Annotated in this window: 15 protein-coding genes; 13 read left to right on the top strand and 2 right to left on the bottom strand. The window is 58.8% G+C overall.

Translation table 11 applies throughout. From position 1 onward, the window contains the following. Positions 1-25: 25 nt before the first annotated feature. The 5 genes from HMPREF9241_RS09690 to mmsB all read left to right on the top strand — a co-directional run bounded on the left by HMPREF9241_RS09690 (position 26) and on the right by mmsB (position 5,751). Entirely contained in the window at positions 26-157 is a 132-nt protein-coding gene (locus HMPREF9241_RS09690) for a hypothetical protein (RefSeq protein ID WP_257878459.1), read from the top strand. A 240-nt stretch (positions 158-397) separates the two neighbouring features. Next, positions 398-1,417: an acetylxylan esterase gene (locus HMPREF9241_RS01740; RefSeq protein ID WP_006680560.1), complete on the top strand. Its 1,020-nt coding sequence runs from the start codon at positions 398-400 to the stop codon at positions 1,415-1,417. Positions 1,418-1,877: 460 nt separating this feature from the next. Beyond that, positions 1,878-2,999 carry a multiple monosaccharide ABC transporter substrate-binding protein gene (chvE, locus tag HMPREF9241_RS01735; RefSeq protein ID WP_006680559.1) on the top strand — a complete coding sequence of 374 codons (1,122 nt, stop codon included), beginning with the start codon at positions 1,878-1,880 and terminating at the stop codon, positions 2,997-2,999. A gap of 41 nt (positions 3,000-3,040) precedes the next feature. Next, positions 3,041-4,591 (top strand): multiple monosaccharide ABC transporter ATP-binding protein, encoded by a 1,551-nt coding sequence (gene mmsA / locus HMPREF9241_RS01730; protein WP_006680558.1) that lies wholly within the window; start codon positions 3,041-3,043, stop codon positions 4,589-4,591. Further along, complete coding sequence (gene mmsB / locus HMPREF9241_RS01725; protein WP_006680557.1) at positions 4,588-5,751, top strand: multiple monosaccharide ABC transporter permease; 1,164 nt, start codon at positions 4,588-4,590, stop codon at positions 5,749-5,751. Before mmsA ends, mmsB begins: the two co-directional genes overlap by 4 nt. A gap of 145 nt (positions 5,752-5,896) precedes the next feature. Here the strand turns inward: mmsB and HMPREF9241_RS01720 are convergent, their stop codons facing one another. Then, the gene (locus HMPREF9241_RS01720; protein ID WP_006680556.1) at positions 5,897-6,871 is read right to left on the bottom strand and encodes an aldose epimerase family protein; all 975 of its coding nucleotides are present in this window, start codon (positions 6,869-6,871) and stop codon (positions 5,897-5,899) included. A 161-nt stretch (positions 6,872-7,032) separates the two neighbouring features. Between HMPREF9241_RS01720 and HMPREF9241_RS01715 the strand changes: the two genes are divergently transcribed. The 5 genes from HMPREF9241_RS01715 to HMPREF9241_RS01695 all read left to right on the top strand — a co-directional run bounded on the left by HMPREF9241_RS01715 (position 7,033) and on the right by HMPREF9241_RS01695 (position 13,290). Next, a complete protein-coding gene (locus HMPREF9241_RS01715; RefSeq protein ID WP_006680555.1) occupies positions 7,033-8,139 on the top strand; it encodes a glycerate kinase in 1,107 nt (368 codons plus the stop codon). 731 nt (positions 8,140-8,870) lie between these two features. Then, positions 8,871-10,124, top strand: a complete 1,254-nt coding sequence (locus HMPREF9241_RS01710; RefSeq protein WP_040318446.1) for an ABC transporter substrate-binding protein — start codon at positions 8,871-8,873, stop codon at positions 10,122-10,124. 211 nt (positions 10,125-10,335) lie between these two features. Beyond that, complete coding sequence (locus HMPREF9241_RS01705; protein WP_243440752.1) at positions 10,336-11,118, top strand: carbohydrate ABC transporter permease; 783 nt, start codon at positions 10,336-10,338, stop codon at positions 11,116-11,118. Further along, positions 11,111-11,959: a carbohydrate ABC transporter permease gene (locus HMPREF9241_RS01700; RefSeq protein ID WP_006680552.1), complete on the top strand. Its 849-nt coding sequence runs from the start codon at positions 11,111-11,113 to the stop codon at positions 11,957-11,959. Before HMPREF9241_RS01705 ends, HMPREF9241_RS01700 begins: the two co-directional genes overlap by 8 nt. A 2-nt stretch (positions 11,960-11,961) precedes the next feature. Next, positions 11,962-13,290, top strand: coding sequence for an alpha-L-fucosidase (locus HMPREF9241_RS01695; protein ID WP_006680551.1), 1,329 nt, complete (start codon positions 11,962-11,964; stop codon positions 13,288-13,290). A gap of 136 nt (positions 13,291-13,426) precedes the next feature. Here the strand turns inward: HMPREF9241_RS01695 and HMPREF9241_RS09595 are convergent, their stop codons facing one another. Continuing rightward, entirely contained in the window at positions 13,427-13,687 is a 261-nt protein-coding gene (locus HMPREF9241_RS09595; protein WP_006680550.1) for a 2-oxoacid:acceptor oxidoreductase family protein, read from the bottom strand. A gap of 385 nt (positions 13,688-14,072) precedes the next feature. Between HMPREF9241_RS09595 and HMPREF9241_RS01685 the strand changes: the two genes are divergently transcribed. The 3 genes from HMPREF9241_RS01685 to HMPREF9241_RS01675 all read left to right on the top strand — a co-directional run bounded on the left by HMPREF9241_RS01685 (position 14,073) and on the right by HMPREF9241_RS01675 (position 15,754). After that, entirely contained in the window at positions 14,073-14,537 is a 465-nt protein-coding gene (locus HMPREF9241_RS01685) for a RidA family protein (protein WP_006680549.1), read from the top strand. A 94-nt stretch (positions 14,538-14,631) separates the two neighbouring features. Further along, positions 14,632-15,180: a DUF2249 domain-containing protein gene (locus HMPREF9241_RS01680; protein WP_006680548.1), complete on the top strand. Its 549-nt coding sequence runs from the start codon at positions 14,632-14,634 to the stop codon at positions 15,178-15,180. A 100-nt stretch (positions 15,181-15,280) separates the two neighbouring features. Beyond that, a complete protein-coding gene (locus tag HMPREF9241_RS01675; RefSeq protein ID WP_006680547.1) occupies positions 15,281-15,754 on the top strand; it encodes an SRPBCC family protein in 474 nt (157 codons plus the stop codon). The last annotated feature ends 197 nt before the right edge of the window (positions 15,755-15,951 follow it).

Raw genomic sequence — 15,951 nt, 5'->3', positions numbered from 1 at the left:
TCCTTCCGGATCCCGCGCTCCGGCGGTGCAGTCGCCGGCCGTTCAGGCCCTGGCAGCAGACATGTTGGATGCTGCAGTGGAACTGCCCGAGCCCGCCGAATACGTCGCCCTCGGTGTGGCGAAGCAGGCTGCGAAGGTTCTGGCTTCCCGGGACTGATATCAGCTGATACTTCTTTGCCGCCGGCCTTTCAATAGGCTGAGGGCTTTGAAGTGTGGCCGGCCTCGTCAATTGAGGGAGAGCTGGGATGCAGTGCGATGGTGAACTGTGCCCAGTCGCTGCGTGTAGAAGGCGGGAGGCTTGTCCCATCTGCTAAACAGGTGTGAGGAATCGTTTCCCCCATTGTCGATGTTTGCCAAAGACGGTGCACCACGGGGGATTGCACACGCAGGAGTACACATGTCGACCTTCTTCGACCTTGACCGGGACCAGTTGGAAACCTATCGCCCCGATAGTTTCGAGCCCGAAGACTTCGATGAATTTTGGGCGGTGACTCTTGAAGAGAATCCTTTCGACCCGAGGTCCGTTCAGATCGAAGAGGTCACCGATCTGGTGGTGAAGACTCACCGAGTCTTCGACGTGACCTTCGGCGGGTACGCGGGCGATCCGATCAAGGCGTGGCTGACAATTCCTGCAACGGCTCAGCCCGGCGAAGAATTGCCCACCATTGTCGAGTTCCGCGGATATGGCGGTGGACGAGGCCTCCCGTACGAGCACCTCGGCTGGGCGGGCGCGGGCTTTGCGCACCTAGTCATGGACAACCGTGGCCAAGGCGGAAACTGGGGGACAGGGGCGGACACCGTCGATCCGCATCCCCTGGGCGTTGGTCAGTTCGGACTCATGACACGTGGAATCGAAGACCCTCACGACTACTACTTCCGTCGGATCTATATCGACGCGCACCACGCGGTTGAGGCTACTGTGCACCTTCCGCACTGCGACGAGAAGCGGATCATTGTCACCGGGCAAAGCCAGGGTGGCACACTGTCCGTTGTGGCCGGCGTTCTGAACCCGCGCGTTTTGGCTACGATGCCCGACGTTGCGTGGATGGCCGACTTCCGCCGTGCGGTCGGATTAAGCGAACATACGCCCTATCAGGAAGTTGTCCGCTACCTGTCCGTGTTCCGTGGCCGTGACGAGATGGTGTTTGAGACCCTCGCCTACTTTGACATTGTGTCGCTGGGGAAGCGCGCGACGATTCCCGCGTTGTTCTCGACCGGGCTCATGGATATCTGTTGCCCGCCGTCGACGGTGTATGCAGCGAAAAACTGGTGGGGTGAAAAGGTGGTTGAGGCTGGCGGACAGCGACCGAGTGCCCAGATTGATGCCCACGCATTCAACGAGCATGAGGGTGGTGGCCTGTATCAGTGGCACCGTCAGGTGTTGTGGGTGAAAGACTTCTTGGGCCTTGTCGACTGAGTTGTGGAGTGTGAAACGCAGGTGTTGTTATGAAATTGTTGCATAACAATCGAAAATAGTGACTTCGGTGCTTAAATCAGGAAAAATCGCAGTTCAGGGCTAGTTTTTCAGAGTCCGCAAAAGTCCAAGATAGGGGTAAATGTTCCCCGAAAACCGTGTGAAAACGGGTGACAGTTTGTTTTTGTCTTGACGAGGCGTGTGTCACCGTTTATGTTTTGTTTGGGAACAAAAGGGAATCGGGGTTTACCCTCCCTACTAGCCGGCTAGCGGTGGCTATAGGAAGAAACCACCCCAGCCTCCACGGTTCTCCAGAATTGAAGACTGAATGCGCAGGTGGCCTCGTACCCCCTGCGTGAAGGGGAGCAACGCATACTCCCCAGATTCGTGAACATCCCATTTTGAATCACAGACCCGCGGGTCGTGCTGAAGCGACACCGCACAATGGCGAAGGAGCCAAACAATGCGAGGAATTGCAAAGAAGACGCTCGTTGCACTTGCAGCGTCATCCATGGCCTTTGGCATGGCCGCTTGCTCCGCAGAACGCGGTGGCTCGTCCGAATCCGGCGCAGCAGCTGGCGGTGAAGGTGGCCTCATCGGTGTTTCAATGCCGAGTAAGTCCCTCGAGCGCTGGAACCGTGACGGTTCGCACCTCGAAGAACTGCTGAAGGACGAAGGCTACGACGTCTCCCTGCAGTACGCAGACAACAAGGTTGAACAGCAGATCACCCAGATCCAGAACATGATCAACGCAGGCCCCAAGGTCCTCGTTGTCGCCTCCATTGACGGCTCCGCACTGGCTCCCGTTCTAGAACAGGCCAAGTCCGCAGGCATCCCGGTCATCGCATACGACCGCCTGATCCGCGACACCGAAGCAGTCGACTACTACGCGACCTTCGACAACTACAAGGTCGGCCAGCTGCAGGGCCAGTACATCGAAGAATCCCTCGGCCTCAAGGACGGCAAGGGCCCGTTCAACTTCGAACCCTTCTCCGGTTCCCCCGATGACAACAACGCCAAGTTCTTTTTCTCCGGCGCATGGGACGTCCTCTCGCCCTACGTTGAATCCGGCATGCTGACCGTTCCGTCCGGCAAGGCACCGTCATCCGTTGACGATTGGCAGTCCATCGGCATCCAGGCATGGATGTCCACCACCGCACAGTCAGAAATGGAAACCCGCCTCAATTCCTTCTATTCCGACAAGAAGGTTGAAGCCATCCTCTCCCCGAACGACTCCCTCGCACTCGGCATCTCCCAGGCGCTCGACTCGGACGGCTACACCGCCGATGCGTGGCCGGTCCTGACCGGTCAGGACGCCGACCAGGCAAACGTCCAGAACATCATCGCTGGCAAGCAATCCATGACCGTCTGGAAGGACACCCGCGCTCTCGGTGATCGCGTCGCCAAGATGGTCGACCAGATCGTCAAGGGCACTGAGGTCGAGGTCAACGACACCGAGTCCTACGACAACGGCATGAAGGTTGTTCCTTCGTTCCTGCTCGATCCGGTCGTCATCACGAAGGACAACGTCCAAGAGAAGCTCGTTGACTCGGGCTTCTACACGGCAGCAGACCTCGGTCTCTGATCCTCGGACGTAAGTAACTCTCCTAGAAACTGAGGTGAATGATGCAGACCGATGAACTGGTCCTGCGCATGACGCACATCGTCAAGGAGTTCTCCGGTGTGAGGGCCCTCGACGACGTGACGATGGAGGTCCGACGCGGCGAAGTCCACGCCATCTGCGGCGAGAACGGCGCCGGCAAGTCGACCCTCATGAAGGTGCTATCGGGCGTCTACCCGTACGGCTCCTACGACGGCACGATCGAGTACGCCGGTGAGGAGTGCCGATTCAAGTCCATCCGTGAATCGGAGGATGTCGGCATCGTCATCATTCACCAGGAACTGGCGCTGTCCCCGTTCCTGTCCGTTGCGGAAAACATTTTCCTTGGCAACGAACGGGGACGTGCCGGATTCGTTGATTGGCACGAAACCAAGATTCTGGCGAAGGAACTGCTCGACAAGGTCGGTTTGGACGTCAACCCTGACGCGCGCGTCGTCGACCTGGGCGTTGGCCAGCAACAGCTCGTTGAAATCGCAAAGGCATTGTCCAAGGACGTCAAGCTCCTGATCCTGGACGAGCCGACCGCAGCACTCAACGACGATGACTCTGAGCACCTGCTTGAGCTGATGCGTCAGCTCCGCGAAGAGGGCATCACCATGATCATCATCTCCCACAAGCTGGGAGAAATCCGCGAGATCGCCGACTCCACGTCGATCATCCGTGACGGCAAGACCGTCGGCTACATCGACATGCACCGCCCCGAAGGCGTAACCGAAGACGAAATCATCGCCAAGATGGTCGGTCGCGAACTGTCCAACCGCTTCCCGGAGCACACGCCGACCATCGGCGACACAATCCTCGAAGTTTCCAACTGGACCGTTCACCACCCGATCGACACTGGCCGAAAGGTCGTCGACGACGCGAGCTTCGAACTGCGCCGCGGAGAGATCACCGGCCTGGCCGGTCTGATGGGTGCGGGACGTACCGAGCTTGCCATGAGCATCTTCGGTCACCAGTACGGCACCTCGATCAGCGGTGAAGTTCGCAAGAACGGCGAGGTCATCGACACCTCCACCGTGACCAAGGCGATCAGCCACCGCCTGGCATATGTCCCCGAAGACCGCAAGACGATGGGGCTGAACCTGATCCAAGACATTCGCAAGAACGTCACCATTGCAGCCATCGACAAGATTATCAAGGGGCACGTCATCCAGTCCCATGACGAGGATGCGCTGGTCGAAGACTTCCGACAGAAGCTTCGCATCAAGACCTCGTCGATCGACGCACTCGCGTCGTCCCTGTCCGGTGGCAACCAGCAGAAGGTTGTCCTAGCCAAGTGGATCAACACCGATCCCGAGATCCTCATCCTTGACGAGCCGACACGAGGCATCGACGTCGGTGCCAAGTACGAGATCTACCAAATCATTCAGCAACTAGCCGATGAGGGTCACGCTGTCCTCGTCATCTCGTCGGAGTTGCCCGAGCTTCTGGGCATCTGCGATCGCATCTACACAATGAGCCAAGGCATGATCACGGGTGTCGTTCCCGCGGCCGAAGCAACACAGGAATCTCTCATGAAGCTCATGACCAAGGAACGAGTGAAGGAAGCACGATGAAAGAGTCGACCAAACGGCTGCAGGGCAGCCTCCAGCAGTACGGGATTCTCGGTGCGCTCGTCGTCATTGTCATCCTGTTCAACATTCTTACCGGTGGCCGCCTTTTGGCCCCGAACAATATCGCCTCGCTGATTCAGCAGAACGCGTACGTGATGGTTCTGACCATCGGCATGACCATGGTCATCATCGCCCGCCACATCGACCTCGCTGTCGGCTCTGTCGTCGCCTTCGTCGGTGGCGTGGTCGCACTGCTCATGTACCAGATGCACGTTGCGTGGCCACTTGCAGTGGTCATCGGCCTGCTTCTCGGTATCTTGATTGGCTGCTGGCAGGGCTTCTGGGTTGCCTACGTTGGCATCCCCGCGTTCATCGTCACCCTGGGTGGCATGCTCATCTTCCGTGGCCTCGCGATCGTCCTCGTAGAAGCAACCGTTTCCGGTCTGCCGTCGGGCTTCGTGGCCATCGCAGCCGGATCCCTGCCCCCGTTCCTCGGCTACGCGGGCATGCTTGACGTCGTCACTCTGGTTATCGGTATCGCAACGATCGCAGTCGCGCTCTTCTCCTCTTTCCGCCGTCGCGCAAAGGATATCAAGGCAGGTGCAGCGGTCATCCCGTTCGGATTGTTCGTCACCGGTCAGGTCCTGATAGCCCTGGCAATCGCCTTCGTGACCTACCTGCTCTCCCTGTCCTCCGGTGGGACCCCGATCGTTCTCATCATCATCGGCGTCCTGGTGGTCATCTACTCGTTCGTCATGGCGAAGACGAAGTTCGGTCGTCACATCTACGCCGTTGGTGGCAACCTCCGCGCAGCCCAGCTGTCCGGTATCAACACCAAGCGCACTGACTTCCTGGTCTTCGTGAACATGGGCTTCCTTGCCGCACTCGCCGGCATCATCACGACCTCTCGCGCAGGTGCTGCAGTCGCAACCGCAGGTAACAACTACGAACTCGACGCTATCGCAGCAGCCTTCATCGGTGGTACTGCGGTCTCCGGTGGTATCGGTAAGATCTCCGGTGCCATCATCGGTGCACTCATCATGGGCGTTCTGAACATGGGCCTGTCGATTCTGGCAGTCGACTCCGCATGGCAGCAGTCCATCAAGGGTCTCGTTGTGATTCTCGCAGTCGCTGTTGACCTGATCTCCTCGAAGAAGAACTGAGGTTGAACAAGCGCGTGCTTGATACGCCTTAATCGCAGAGGGTGGTTTAAACACCTGGCTTGAATAATGTGACCCCGAAGGAATTCCTTCGGGGTCACATGCGTCTGTCAGCCTTTGCGCTGTTTCTCAAACGTATTACTAGGCCTCAGATGCGCTCGGCACTGATGCGGTGAGTAATCGTGTAGGTCTGACCTGCCTTTAAATCGATCGCGGTGGCATATCCGGCTTCCGTCAGAGGGTTGGTCGCTGCTGAAACGCCTTCACCGAAGTCGAATGCCGAGGTAATCGGTTCGACGCCTAGGCAGAGGTTGTTTCCTCCCCACGGAGCACCTTTACGACCGTGGTTGGAGATCCAGAACATGACGTTATTCAACAGGGTGCGATCCCATTCAAGGGTGGCCTTGTATCCTTCAGCATCGTTGATCAGGGTGACCCGCCCGTCCTTGGGGCCCGCGGTTAGAACGATTTCGTCAACCTCTTCGGTTAGGGGAAGGTGAGTCAGATCGATCGTGCCACCGTCGGCTCGAGGTGCCTTGGCAAGGTCACTGAAACGCGCACCAAGTTCAAGAACCGTGGTTCCTGAGTCGGCTGGGAAAGCCCAGAATCCATCGGCTTCGCCGAGCTCAATGTGAGCATCTCCCGGGTTCTCAGGAAGATGGAAGATGGGATGCAGACCAAGTGGCAGGCGAGCATCGGCGCGCATGATGATTGAGTCTTCGAATTCAACAGCACCTTCAATGCAGGTCACGCGACGCTCCACGCGCTTCACCGGGTCGTCGTCGGCGTAGTCCAGGCTGAGTACGGCAGAATCGGATTCCAGCGCCTCGACGTTCCAACGCAGGTTTGCGGAGGGGCCGTGGATCCAGGGGCTGGCACCGTTGTGACCATTACGCCATCCCTCGGGCAGTTCTTCAGCAGTTTCGGGTGCGGCGCCGAAGGGGACGCAAAGGAAGTCGCCACGAAGCTTGTCCAAAATCGGGGCCTCGGGGAAACCTTCCCACGTGGCAATGTATGAGGGAGTGAACTCTTTATCCGTTCCTGCCTCAAAAAGTGCGGTCGTCATCGCGCCCTGAATTTGGATAGTTGCGCGAACTTTACCGGTGCCGATCGAAACGCTCATCTGGACTCCTTCGTCAATTTTCTTTAGGGCAGTTCCTGTTCTCAGCCTAGTCAATTCCGCTCTCAAAACAGGCAATACACGTTATTGTTAGTTGTTAACAGTAATGATGCTGTTTGTCCGTACTACCCCAGTGCTGGCACCTGCTCACCCAAGGAAACGCCGTGAAATTCATCCTCGCACCCGACTCTTTCAAAGAGAACATGACTGCATTGGAAGCAGTAACGGCAATGGAAAAGGGAATCCATGACGTGTACCCCGATGCCGACTGCGTCCGCGTCCCCATGTCCGACGGCGGTGAAGGCTTCATTGAAGCCGTTGCAACTGCGTGGGGAGCTCGCCGAATCACGGTCGTCAACATGGATGCCTTGGGCAGGCCGATTCAATCCGAATACGCGCTCGCGGACGGGCGAGCCGTCCTTGATGTTGCGTCGTGTGCGGGAATTGAACTGGTCGCTCCCCACGAACGCAATGTCGCCAAATCCAATACTGCTGGCCTCGGCATGATTATTCGCGACGCCCTGTCGCGTGGCGCACGCGAACTGTTGATCGGAATCGGTGGGTCTGCCACAAATGACGCTGGCATTGGAATGCTTGTTGAGCTCGGAGCACGTCTTCTCGATGCGGATGGTGCAGAGCTTGCCCCGAAGCTAGAAAACCTCGACCAAGTAGCGAGCGTTGACACGTCTGCCTTGGACGCGTTGCTGGACGGACTAAGCGTCAAGGTCGCTTGCGACGTGACCAACCCGCTGAACGGGCCTGAAGGCGCCACCGCAGTCTTTGGTCCACAAAAGGGAGTCCAGCCCGAACAGGTCGAATACTTCGATTCCCTCCACCTGCATTTCGCCACCGTCAGTGGTCACGGAGACGACGCGCTTCTGCCGGGCTCGGGCGCCGCGGGTGGCCTTGGGTTTGCGCTACGTGCCTTCCTCCATGCGGAGTTGACGCCCGGAATTGACCTTGTCGCCGACGCGGTCGGCTTAGCCGATGCAGTGCAGGGAGCCGACTGGGTGTTCACAGGCGAAGGCTCGGTCGACTCTCAGACGATCAACGGTAAGACCCCCGCTGGCGTCACAGCGATCGCGCGCGCTGCCGGTGTCCCCGTTATGATCTTCGCTGGCCGAATTAAAGAAGGTGCTGAAATCCTTCTTGAGCACGGCGTTTCCAAGATTGTGAAGGTCGGTGATCCGGCTGAGCCACTCGAAGAAGCACTGAAGAACGGTCAAAAGAACCTGCGCGCCGCGGTTGTGAGTGCGTTGAACGCTGAGTAATTCGGGCTTCGTAAGGAGTACGACTAAGTAGAGATCCCGGCCTCGTGAATAGGTACGAGGCCGGGATCTTCTGCCATCTTTCACCTCGGATCTGGCCCGAGTGACGAGAAACCGGCGGCATGCAGGATCTTCGGCAGTTTCGGGTGTGGCGCCGAAAGGGACGCAGAGGAAGTCGCCACGAAGCTTGTTGAGGGCTCTGCTTACCCCCAACTCGAAGGGAGCCCCTCGCTCAGCACTGCGCCCACGAGGAGAGGCGCAGTCGGTCGAGTGCCCGAGTAGCCGTTCACCCGGACTGCACCTCCCGTGTCGACGTTTGGTCCCCACGCGGGCATCTACGACCTACTGCAGGAGTGACATATTTGTCAGATCAAATAATGGTTCGCCTGGTAGGGGGCGCATTGTGTTGCGTTCGTTCTATGGGGTTGCAGAAATATCTGTCTAGCTGGGAGATTGCAACATTCCTTCTCGGAAGTGAGGGTTCGTTCGCCGGTGTGGAACTTGCGTCGGGGTTGCGAATCCCGCGCCTTGATCGAAGGAGAGTTGCTAATTGTCCTAATGAAGCAAGGATGGTACTATGGCGCTTGTCACATTTAATGAAGAGTGTTGACGTCGAATGTCAGATGAACGCTGTTGCCTGGATCGCACACCGACGTGCTCTCCCGGGCGGTGCTCTCCCGGCTCGGACGCAGGGTCTTTCCTGTGTCGTTCCCCTCCCAAGAAAGAGACTGAACATGAGAACTTCTCGCACGATCAAGCGGACCGCCCTTCTCGCGGCCGCTGTCATGCCCCTATCGCTCCTTGCCGCGTGCTCCTCCGGCGGAAGCAGTGGGGAGGCCGGCTCTTCCGCCCAGACGGCGAAGATGTATGCGTGGGTCTCTTCGGAGTCTGACCGTGAGCAGTGGCAAGCCTTCGTGGACATTGCCAAAGAGAAGAACCCCGAATTCTCGTTGGAGTTCGAGGGTCCCTCTTACAACGACTACTTCACCAAGGTGAAGACCCGCATGGTCGCATCCGACGCGCCGTGCATTCTTACGACGCAGGCTGCCCGCGCCCAGGAGCTCCAGGGCATCCTCTCGCCACTCGATGAACTCATGAAGGCCAACGGCGTCGAAGCCTCGACCTACAACGCTGCGATGATCAAGGGCATGACCCTCGATGGGAAGATCGTCGCTCTCCCGTATGACGCCGAACCCGATGTCCTCTACTACAACCGCCAGATGTTCAAGGATGCTGGCCTCGAGGAGCCGGGTACTGACTACTCCACCGAGCGATTCCTCTCAGACCTCAAGGCCCTTACGAGCGACGGCAAGTACGGTCTCGCCGTCAAGCCGGCCCTCATGGACAACGCCCCGGGTTCCCTTGCGCACTCCTTCGGCGGCGTCGTGTCGAAGGATGGCAAAGTGACGATCGATGAGCAGAAGTTCGTCGACGGTGTTCAGTTCGCATTCGATCTCGTTGCCAAGGAAGGTGTCGCGGTCGCCCCGAATGCGGCCGACGGCGATGCACCCTCACAGGGTGCCTTCACTTCTGGCAAGGCCGCGATGCTCTTCGATGGTCCGTGGATGTACTCCACCTTCGAGAAGGAGCTTGGCGAGAACCTTGGTGTCGCTGTTGTCCCGAATCCGGAAGGTAAGTCCATTGGCGTTATCCAGGGCTCTGGATTCGGAATCGCCCAGTCCTGCCCGGACAAAGAAGCCGCTTTCAAGGTTCTCATGCAGCTCGTGACTCCTGAGGTCATCGGAAAGGTCGCTGCGACGCGCGGGACCGTTCCCTCGATCTCCTCGGTTGTCGATCAGTGGGCGGCAGGCAAGCCCGAGGATTCGGTTGCAGCGATCAACTATCTCCTTGAGAACGGAACTCCTCTCGTGACGACTCCGGCGTGGAATCAGATCACGACGTCGTTCATTCAGTACAGCCCCGAGGGCTTCCGCGGGACCCGCACGGCCGAGGACATCCTCGCGTCGATCGTCGGCTCTGCACAGTGATTACCCCAGGCGACAGGAACGGAGAGAACCCGTGAGAATGGCACTAGAGGCCTCCGGGAAAGTCGACGCTCGAACCCGGACGGGTCGCGGAGCCGTGCGCTCCGCGACCCGCTCCGGGAGGCGGGGCGACCCGGCGAGAGCTGCGATATACCTTGCGCCGGGAATGCTCGGTTTTGTGTGCTTCATAATCGTCCCACTCGTAGCCTCGCTGGTGATCAGCTTCTTCAGTTGGTCGCTCTTTGGGGGCGCGACCTTCGTCGGTCTCGACAACTACGTCCGCATGCTCTCCGGACAGGACCCAGCGTTCTGGATCGTCATGCGCAACACCGTCGTCTTCGCGCTGAGCTACACATTCCTCAACCTGGTGATCTCGCTAGGTTTGTCATACTGGCTTCAGCACTTGCCAGACTTCTGGTCCCGCTTCCTGCGCGTTGTCTTCTTCATCCCCGTCGTCACCCCGATGGCGGGCAACGCGCTCATCTGGCGTCTTCTTCTATCCGACCAAGGCGTTGTGAACGCGGGGCTCGGCTCCATCGGCGTCGAGCCGGTCTCCTGGCTCAACACCCCTGTGCTCGCGATGGTCTCTCTTCTGATTATGTCCCTGTGGCAGGGACTGGGCTACAACATCGTTGTTCTGACGGCTGGCCTCAACGGGCTGAACACGTCCGTCCTTGAGGCTGCGACTATTGACGGCGCTAACGGATTCCAGCGCTTCTTCAAGGTTGTCTTTCCGATGATCTCCCCGACCGTCTTCTTCTGCACGATCATGACAGTCATTGGGGCATTCAAGGTCTTTGCTCAGCCCTATTTCCTTACCGCCGGAGGCCCGGGAGAGAACACGAATACGATGGTTCTCTACTTGTACCGAAACGGCTTCGCTTTCGACAAGCTTGGCTACGCGTCCTCGTTGGCTTGGGTCCTCTTTGTCGTCGTCATGCTGCTGACTGCCCTCCAGTTCAGCCAGCAGAAAAAGTGGGTGAATTACGATGCGTGACAACTCGCGAGTGTCCCTCGGACGCAGGATCGGTCGAATCGGTTCCGCCGTCCTCCTCGTCCTCATAGCCCTCGTATTCCTTTTCCCCTTCTCTTGGATGGTCGTTACCTCCTTGAAGCCGACTGCCGAGGTCTTCTCGTCGGGCGCCTCGCTCGTCGCATCGCGACTCGAGTGGTCGAACTACCCGTCGGCTCTCACCTCGATTCCTTTCGGCCGCGTCATTCTCAATTCTTTCATCGTTTCGATCGCTGGCGCCCTCCTTTCAGTTTTCGTTTCAACGCTCTCGGCCTACGCCTTTGCGCGTCTGCGCTTCAGATTCCGTGACCAGCTGTTCCTCCTGTTCATCGGCACGCTCGTCCTTCCTCAGGAAGTCCTTGTTATCCCCCTCTATATTGGGATGCAACGCCTCGGCCTCATGAACTCCTACTTCGCGCTAATCGTTCCCTTCGCCTTCGGGGCTTTCGGCGCCTTCCTCATCCGTCAATTCCTTCTTTCCCTGCCCCTCGAATTCGAGGAGGCTGCGAGGATCGACGGGTGTTCGGATTTTGAGATCATGACGAAGATTCTTCTGCCTCTCCTCAAGGCGCCGATCATGGTCGTCGGGGTCTTCGCCTTCATCGACTACTGGTCGACGTTCCTTTGGCCGCTCATCGTCGTTAACGATTCGAGTCTCGCCACCATCCCGCTGGGCCTCCAGATGTTCTCTGGGGAGCGCGGCACGGATTGGGGCCCGATGATGGCCGCAGTGACCTTGACGACGATCCCCTCGATCTTCATCGTCGTCTTCCTTCAGAAACAACTCGAGAAGGGCGTCGCTCTCGGTGCCTTCGGAGGTCGATAAACATGGAATTCACACCGCAGACCGTGGAGTACTCAGCGAGCGACTGGTCGGATCTCGTCAGACCTACCCCGCAGTGGTACTCCGACGCCCCCCTCGGATTCTTCGTCCATTGGGGTGCCTACTCCTTGCCGGCTTGGGCCGAGGATCATGGTGAGCTTGGCACCGAGGCCGACTGGGTTCAGTGGTTCACTCACAATTCCTATGCCGAGTGGTACTACAACACGATCCGCATTCCGGGATCGCCCGCGAGCGTTCGTCACCAGGAGCTCTACGGCAAGCTCGACTACGACTCCTTCCTTGACATGTGGGATGCGCGACGATTCGACGCCCATGACTGGCTCGCCCGTTTCTCGGCGGCTGGCGCCGACTACGCGGTCCTGACGACGAAGCACCATGACGGCATCACCTTGTGGGACGCCCCCGAGACCGGGACCCGAAACACGGTCGCTCGCGGACCGCGGCGCAACTTCGTAGAGGCATTCGCCGATGCGACCCGTGAGGCTGGGCTGCACTTGGGCCTCTACTACTCGGGCGGACTCGATTGGCACTACAGGCCCTTCCCGCCAATCGTCACTGACGAGCAATGCAACGACCTTCACCGTCCCAAGGACCGCGATTACGCGCGCTACGCATTCGTCCAGTCGAAGGATCTCATTGACCGCTATCGCCCGGACGTGTTCTGGAATGACATCGACTGGCCCGACGAGGGGAAGAACTTCGGAGAATACGGTCTCGGTCGCCTGATGGAGCACTTCTATGCGGTGTGCCCGCAGGGGGTGACGAATGACCGCTACGGCGGCGTGCACTCAGACTTCCTCACTTCGGAGTATCAGCACTTCGGTGCCTCCGAGTCGGCTTCGGTTTGGGAGAACTGCCGCGGAGTGGGCCTGTCATTCGGCTACAACCGCAATGAGGGTCCCGAGCAGTACCTCGATGGGCCCGCGGCCGTCCGGCATCTCCTCGACGTCGTCACACGCGGCGGGCGCCTGCTTCTCAATGTTGGCCCGAAGGCCGACGGATCGATCCCCGAGGAGCAGATCGCGGCACTCGACGGCCTCGCGGAATTCATGGGACCGTACAAGGCGGAAACCGTTCGCGGCGCCGTCCTTGACACCCCCTTGGAGTCGACGGGATGGGCGCGGGGTCTTCGGCACGCGGACCATGCGACCCTCTTCGTCTCCGCCGACGCGAGCGAGGTTCGCGGTCTCCCCAGCGGTGTCGACTGGTCGCGCGCGACCTCTCGCGGTGCTCGGATCGAGTTCGAGGATGGTCTCCTTCGGCTGGAGGTCCCCGAAGGTGTGCCCTCGGTGATCACGGCTCCACTGAACTGAGTAGAGCGGAGGGGGCGCCGACCGCCCCCTCCGCTATCCGTCCGGCCCATGCGAACCGCTTAGAAAGCGCCTCGGGAGATCCCCGTCATGCCTTCTCGGGGGCGCCCCGTCGTCTCTGATTACCTGTGACGATGGCTCAATTCGACTGAGAGTCGTGAAGTGTGAAGCGGAAGGAGTAGAGCTCCGCGTTGTAGATGTGCGTGCCGAATTCGATGACCTCGTTCGCTGCATCGTAGGCAGTGCGCTCCATTGTGAGGACGGGCTCGCCAGTACGTTCTGAACCGAAGGACGGGAAAGCTTGCGTGTGGTGTCCGTCTGTAAAAGCAGCCATTGCTAACAGGTCGGATGCCGTGACGACTCCCTGTCCTCCTCGACCGTGGATTCTCACTTCAACCATGTCTGCGACCGTAGGTTGATTGTCAACAATTTGTGTGAGCCCTGAAAAAGTCGCGTAATAGCGCTGTTTATACGTGTCGAAAGGTGAGATTGTTAGTGATGGGCGACATAAAAACGTGCAACCGAAGTGTCGTAAAATGATGAGTGGTGCACATCATGTCAATTGGCCCTAATGCCTATGTGAACCCTATGTCCTCCACAGTGTGCCGACCTTGTCGCCACATTCCTTGGAGTGAACATTGGTGTCCTCGCAGTGACGATCGTCCTCGCGCGGTCGCGGACGATGGCAAAGACACCTAACCTGGAAGGGAATCGGCGTTGCTCGACGCTAAGGAGCGGGCAGACGCCTGCGACGAATATGATCAGCGAAAACTGAAAGGACAGTCATGAGCCTGCCATCTGAAAAACTTGCCGAACTTGGCCTGGAACTTCCGCCCGTCGCAACTCCTGTTGCCGCATACGTGCCAGCCGTCCTCGACCGCGGTGTTATCCGCACCTCGGGTCAGCTCCCTGTTGTTGACGGTGAACCCGTTTGCATCGGTGCAGTCGGTGAGGATGCAACTGACCCCGAAGATGCCAATGATGCCGCACGCGTCTGCGCGCTCAATGCGATCGCGGCAGCCGCGACGTTGGCGGGTGGCGTCGACAACCTCGCAGGTGTCGTCAAGGTTGTTGGCTTCGTGTCGTCGCGTCCTGACTTCTACGGCCAGGCCGGCGTCATCAATGGTGCGTCTGAACTATTCGCTGAAATCTTCGGCACCGCACACGCGCGTTCTGCATTCGGTGTTGCGGCCCTGCCGTTGAACGTATCCGTCGAGGTCGAAGCAGAATTCGCGCTCCGCGAAGACTGATCTGCTCGCGCTGAAATGGCGCGGAAGTCCTGTAGTGAACGGGTACCCCCATAGGGTATATTTCGAGTGAATGACTCAAGCTTTTGGAGGAAAAATGGCCGACGCCCTGCCCGAGGCAGCGCCCTCGCAGAACCATCAGACATTCAAGCTCGTTGACGCGCGAACCGGCACCGAAGACGTGAAGTCCGAAGGTGGCTGTGGCTGCGGCGGCCACGGAAACGGTGGAGGATGCGGTGGCAAGGGTCGTGGCCACGAGGTCCCCGTTGAAGAAACCGCGTCCGGTTGTGGCTGTGGTGGACACGGTCATAAGGCTGAAGAGGCAAAGCCGGAAGGCGGTTGTGGTTGCGGTGGTAAGGGACATGGCCGCGGAGGTCATGGACACGGCCATCACGGTCACGGACACTGTGGCCATGGTGCGGGCGTTGAAGAACTCGTTCTTCACTCGATCCCGAAGGTCGTTCGTCGCGCAACCTTGTTCGCGGCAATGGATTCTCTGCCGGTAGGCGAAAACATCCAGATCCGCGCTCCGCATCAGCCTGACCCGCTGTTTGCTCACCTGCAGGGCTCCGAGTCTCACTACCGTGTCGAGACCATCGAAGCGGGCCCGGAAAACTGGCGCTACCGCGTCACGCGTATTTCCTGATCATTCACTCACTTTGGGGTGCGTCGCGATCCGCGACGCACCCCAAAGTCATATTCGCGTTCATCTAGTGACGTGGGAAGATTCCGGTTACCGTTGAGGTATGAATTTCTTCGATGATGATGAGAACACCCCGGAAGAGGACTTCGACCGCGTCGAAGTTGACTGTGGAATTGCCACCTCTGTTGAAAACGTGTGGGCAGTTGTCAGCGAACCCGGCTGGTGGGTTAATGACGGTCCGGTCGACGACCACGAGGTCGCCCTTGATGATGAGGGCATCTACCACGTGACTGACCCTGAAGCGGGCGAGTGGCTGGTTGAAAAAGCAGACGAGGATCCGATGGATGTCGTCGCCTTCCGCTGGTATCCGATCGCATCCGATGAGCTCCCCGACGAATACGCGACTCGCGTCGAAATCTCCCTCTCTGAAGAGGGCGACTCGGTGAACGTTCACATCGAAGAGTCCGGCCTCTCGTCAGTCAGCGACGATGAAGACGAGGCCCGCCAAATGTGGGATGACGAAGCGGGGATGTGGGCTGAAGCGCTTGATGCGATCAAAGCTCACCTCGAAGCCTGAACCTTTCTTCAGACCGCCCACGCTGCAAGCCCTGGTGCTTTGTGGTGTGGGCGGCCTCGTGATTGAGGAAGAGAAAACGCGAAGGTGCAAGATCATGTAAATCGACACATATACGCAGGTGGGGCACGGTTGAGTGAATGCGACGTGACTCGTTTGCCATGTGTCGCGCATGAAAAGGTAACGCGAAGGTGAAGTAT

The sequence above is a fragment of the Schaalia turicensis ACS-279-V-Col4 genome, assembly GCF_000296505.1.
GTDB lineage: Bacteria > Actinomycetota > Actinomycetes > Actinomycetales > Actinomycetaceae > Pauljensenia > Pauljensenia turicensis_A.
Note: the sequence above shows the minus strand (reverse complement) of the source record. Positions and strands in the feature narration are given on the sequence as shown.

What these genes read in the sequence shown, in the direction of transcription:
- HMPREF9241_RS01680 (WP_006680548.1), top strand. Translation starts at nt 14,632, where the DNA reads ATGGCCGACGCCCTGCCCGAGGCAGCGCCCTCGCAGAACCATCAGACA.
- HMPREF9241_RS01675 (WP_006680547.1), top strand. Translation starts at nt 15,281, where the DNA reads ATGAATTTCTTCGATGATGATGAGAACACCCCGGAAGAGGACTTCGAC.
- chvE (WP_006680559.1), top strand. Translation starts at nt 1,878, where the DNA reads ATGCGAGGAATTGCAAAGAAGACGCTCGTTGCACTTGCAGCGTCATCC.
- HMPREF9241_RS01685 (WP_006680549.1), top strand. Translation starts at nt 14,073, where the DNA reads ATGAGCCTGCCATCTGAAAAACTTGCCGAACTTGGCCTGGAACTTCCG.
- HMPREF9241_RS01720 (WP_006680556.1), bottom strand. Translation starts at nt 6,871, where the DNA reads ATGAGCGTTTCGATCGGCACCGGTAAAGTTCGCGCAACTATCCAAATT.
- HMPREF9241_RS01710 (WP_040318446.1), top strand. Translation starts at nt 8,871, where the DNA reads ATGAGAACTTCTCGCACGATCAAGCGGACCGCCCTTCTCGCGGCCGCT.
- HMPREF9241_RS09595 (WP_006680550.1), bottom strand. Translation starts at nt 13,687, where the DNA reads ATGGTTGAAGTGAGAATCCACGGTCGAGGAGGACAGGGAGTCGTCACG.
- mmsB (WP_006680557.1), top strand. Translation starts at nt 4,588, where the DNA reads ATGAAAGAGTCGACCAAACGGCTGCAGGGCAGCCTCCAGCAGTACGGG.
- HMPREF9241_RS01700 (WP_006680552.1), top strand. Translation starts at nt 11,111, where the DNA reads ATGCGTGACAACTCGCGAGTGTCCCTCGGACGCAGGATCGGTCGAATC.
- mmsA (WP_006680558.1), top strand. Translation starts at nt 3,041, where the DNA reads ATGCAGACCGATGAACTGGTCCTGCGCATGACGCACATCGTCAAGGAG.
- HMPREF9241_RS01695 (WP_006680551.1), top strand. Translation starts at nt 11,962, where the DNA reads ATGGAATTCACACCGCAGACCGTGGAGTACTCAGCGAGCGACTGGTCG.
- HMPREF9241_RS01740 (WP_006680560.1), top strand. Translation starts at nt 398, where the DNA reads ATGTCGACCTTCTTCGACCTTGACCGGGACCAGTTGGAAACCTATCGC.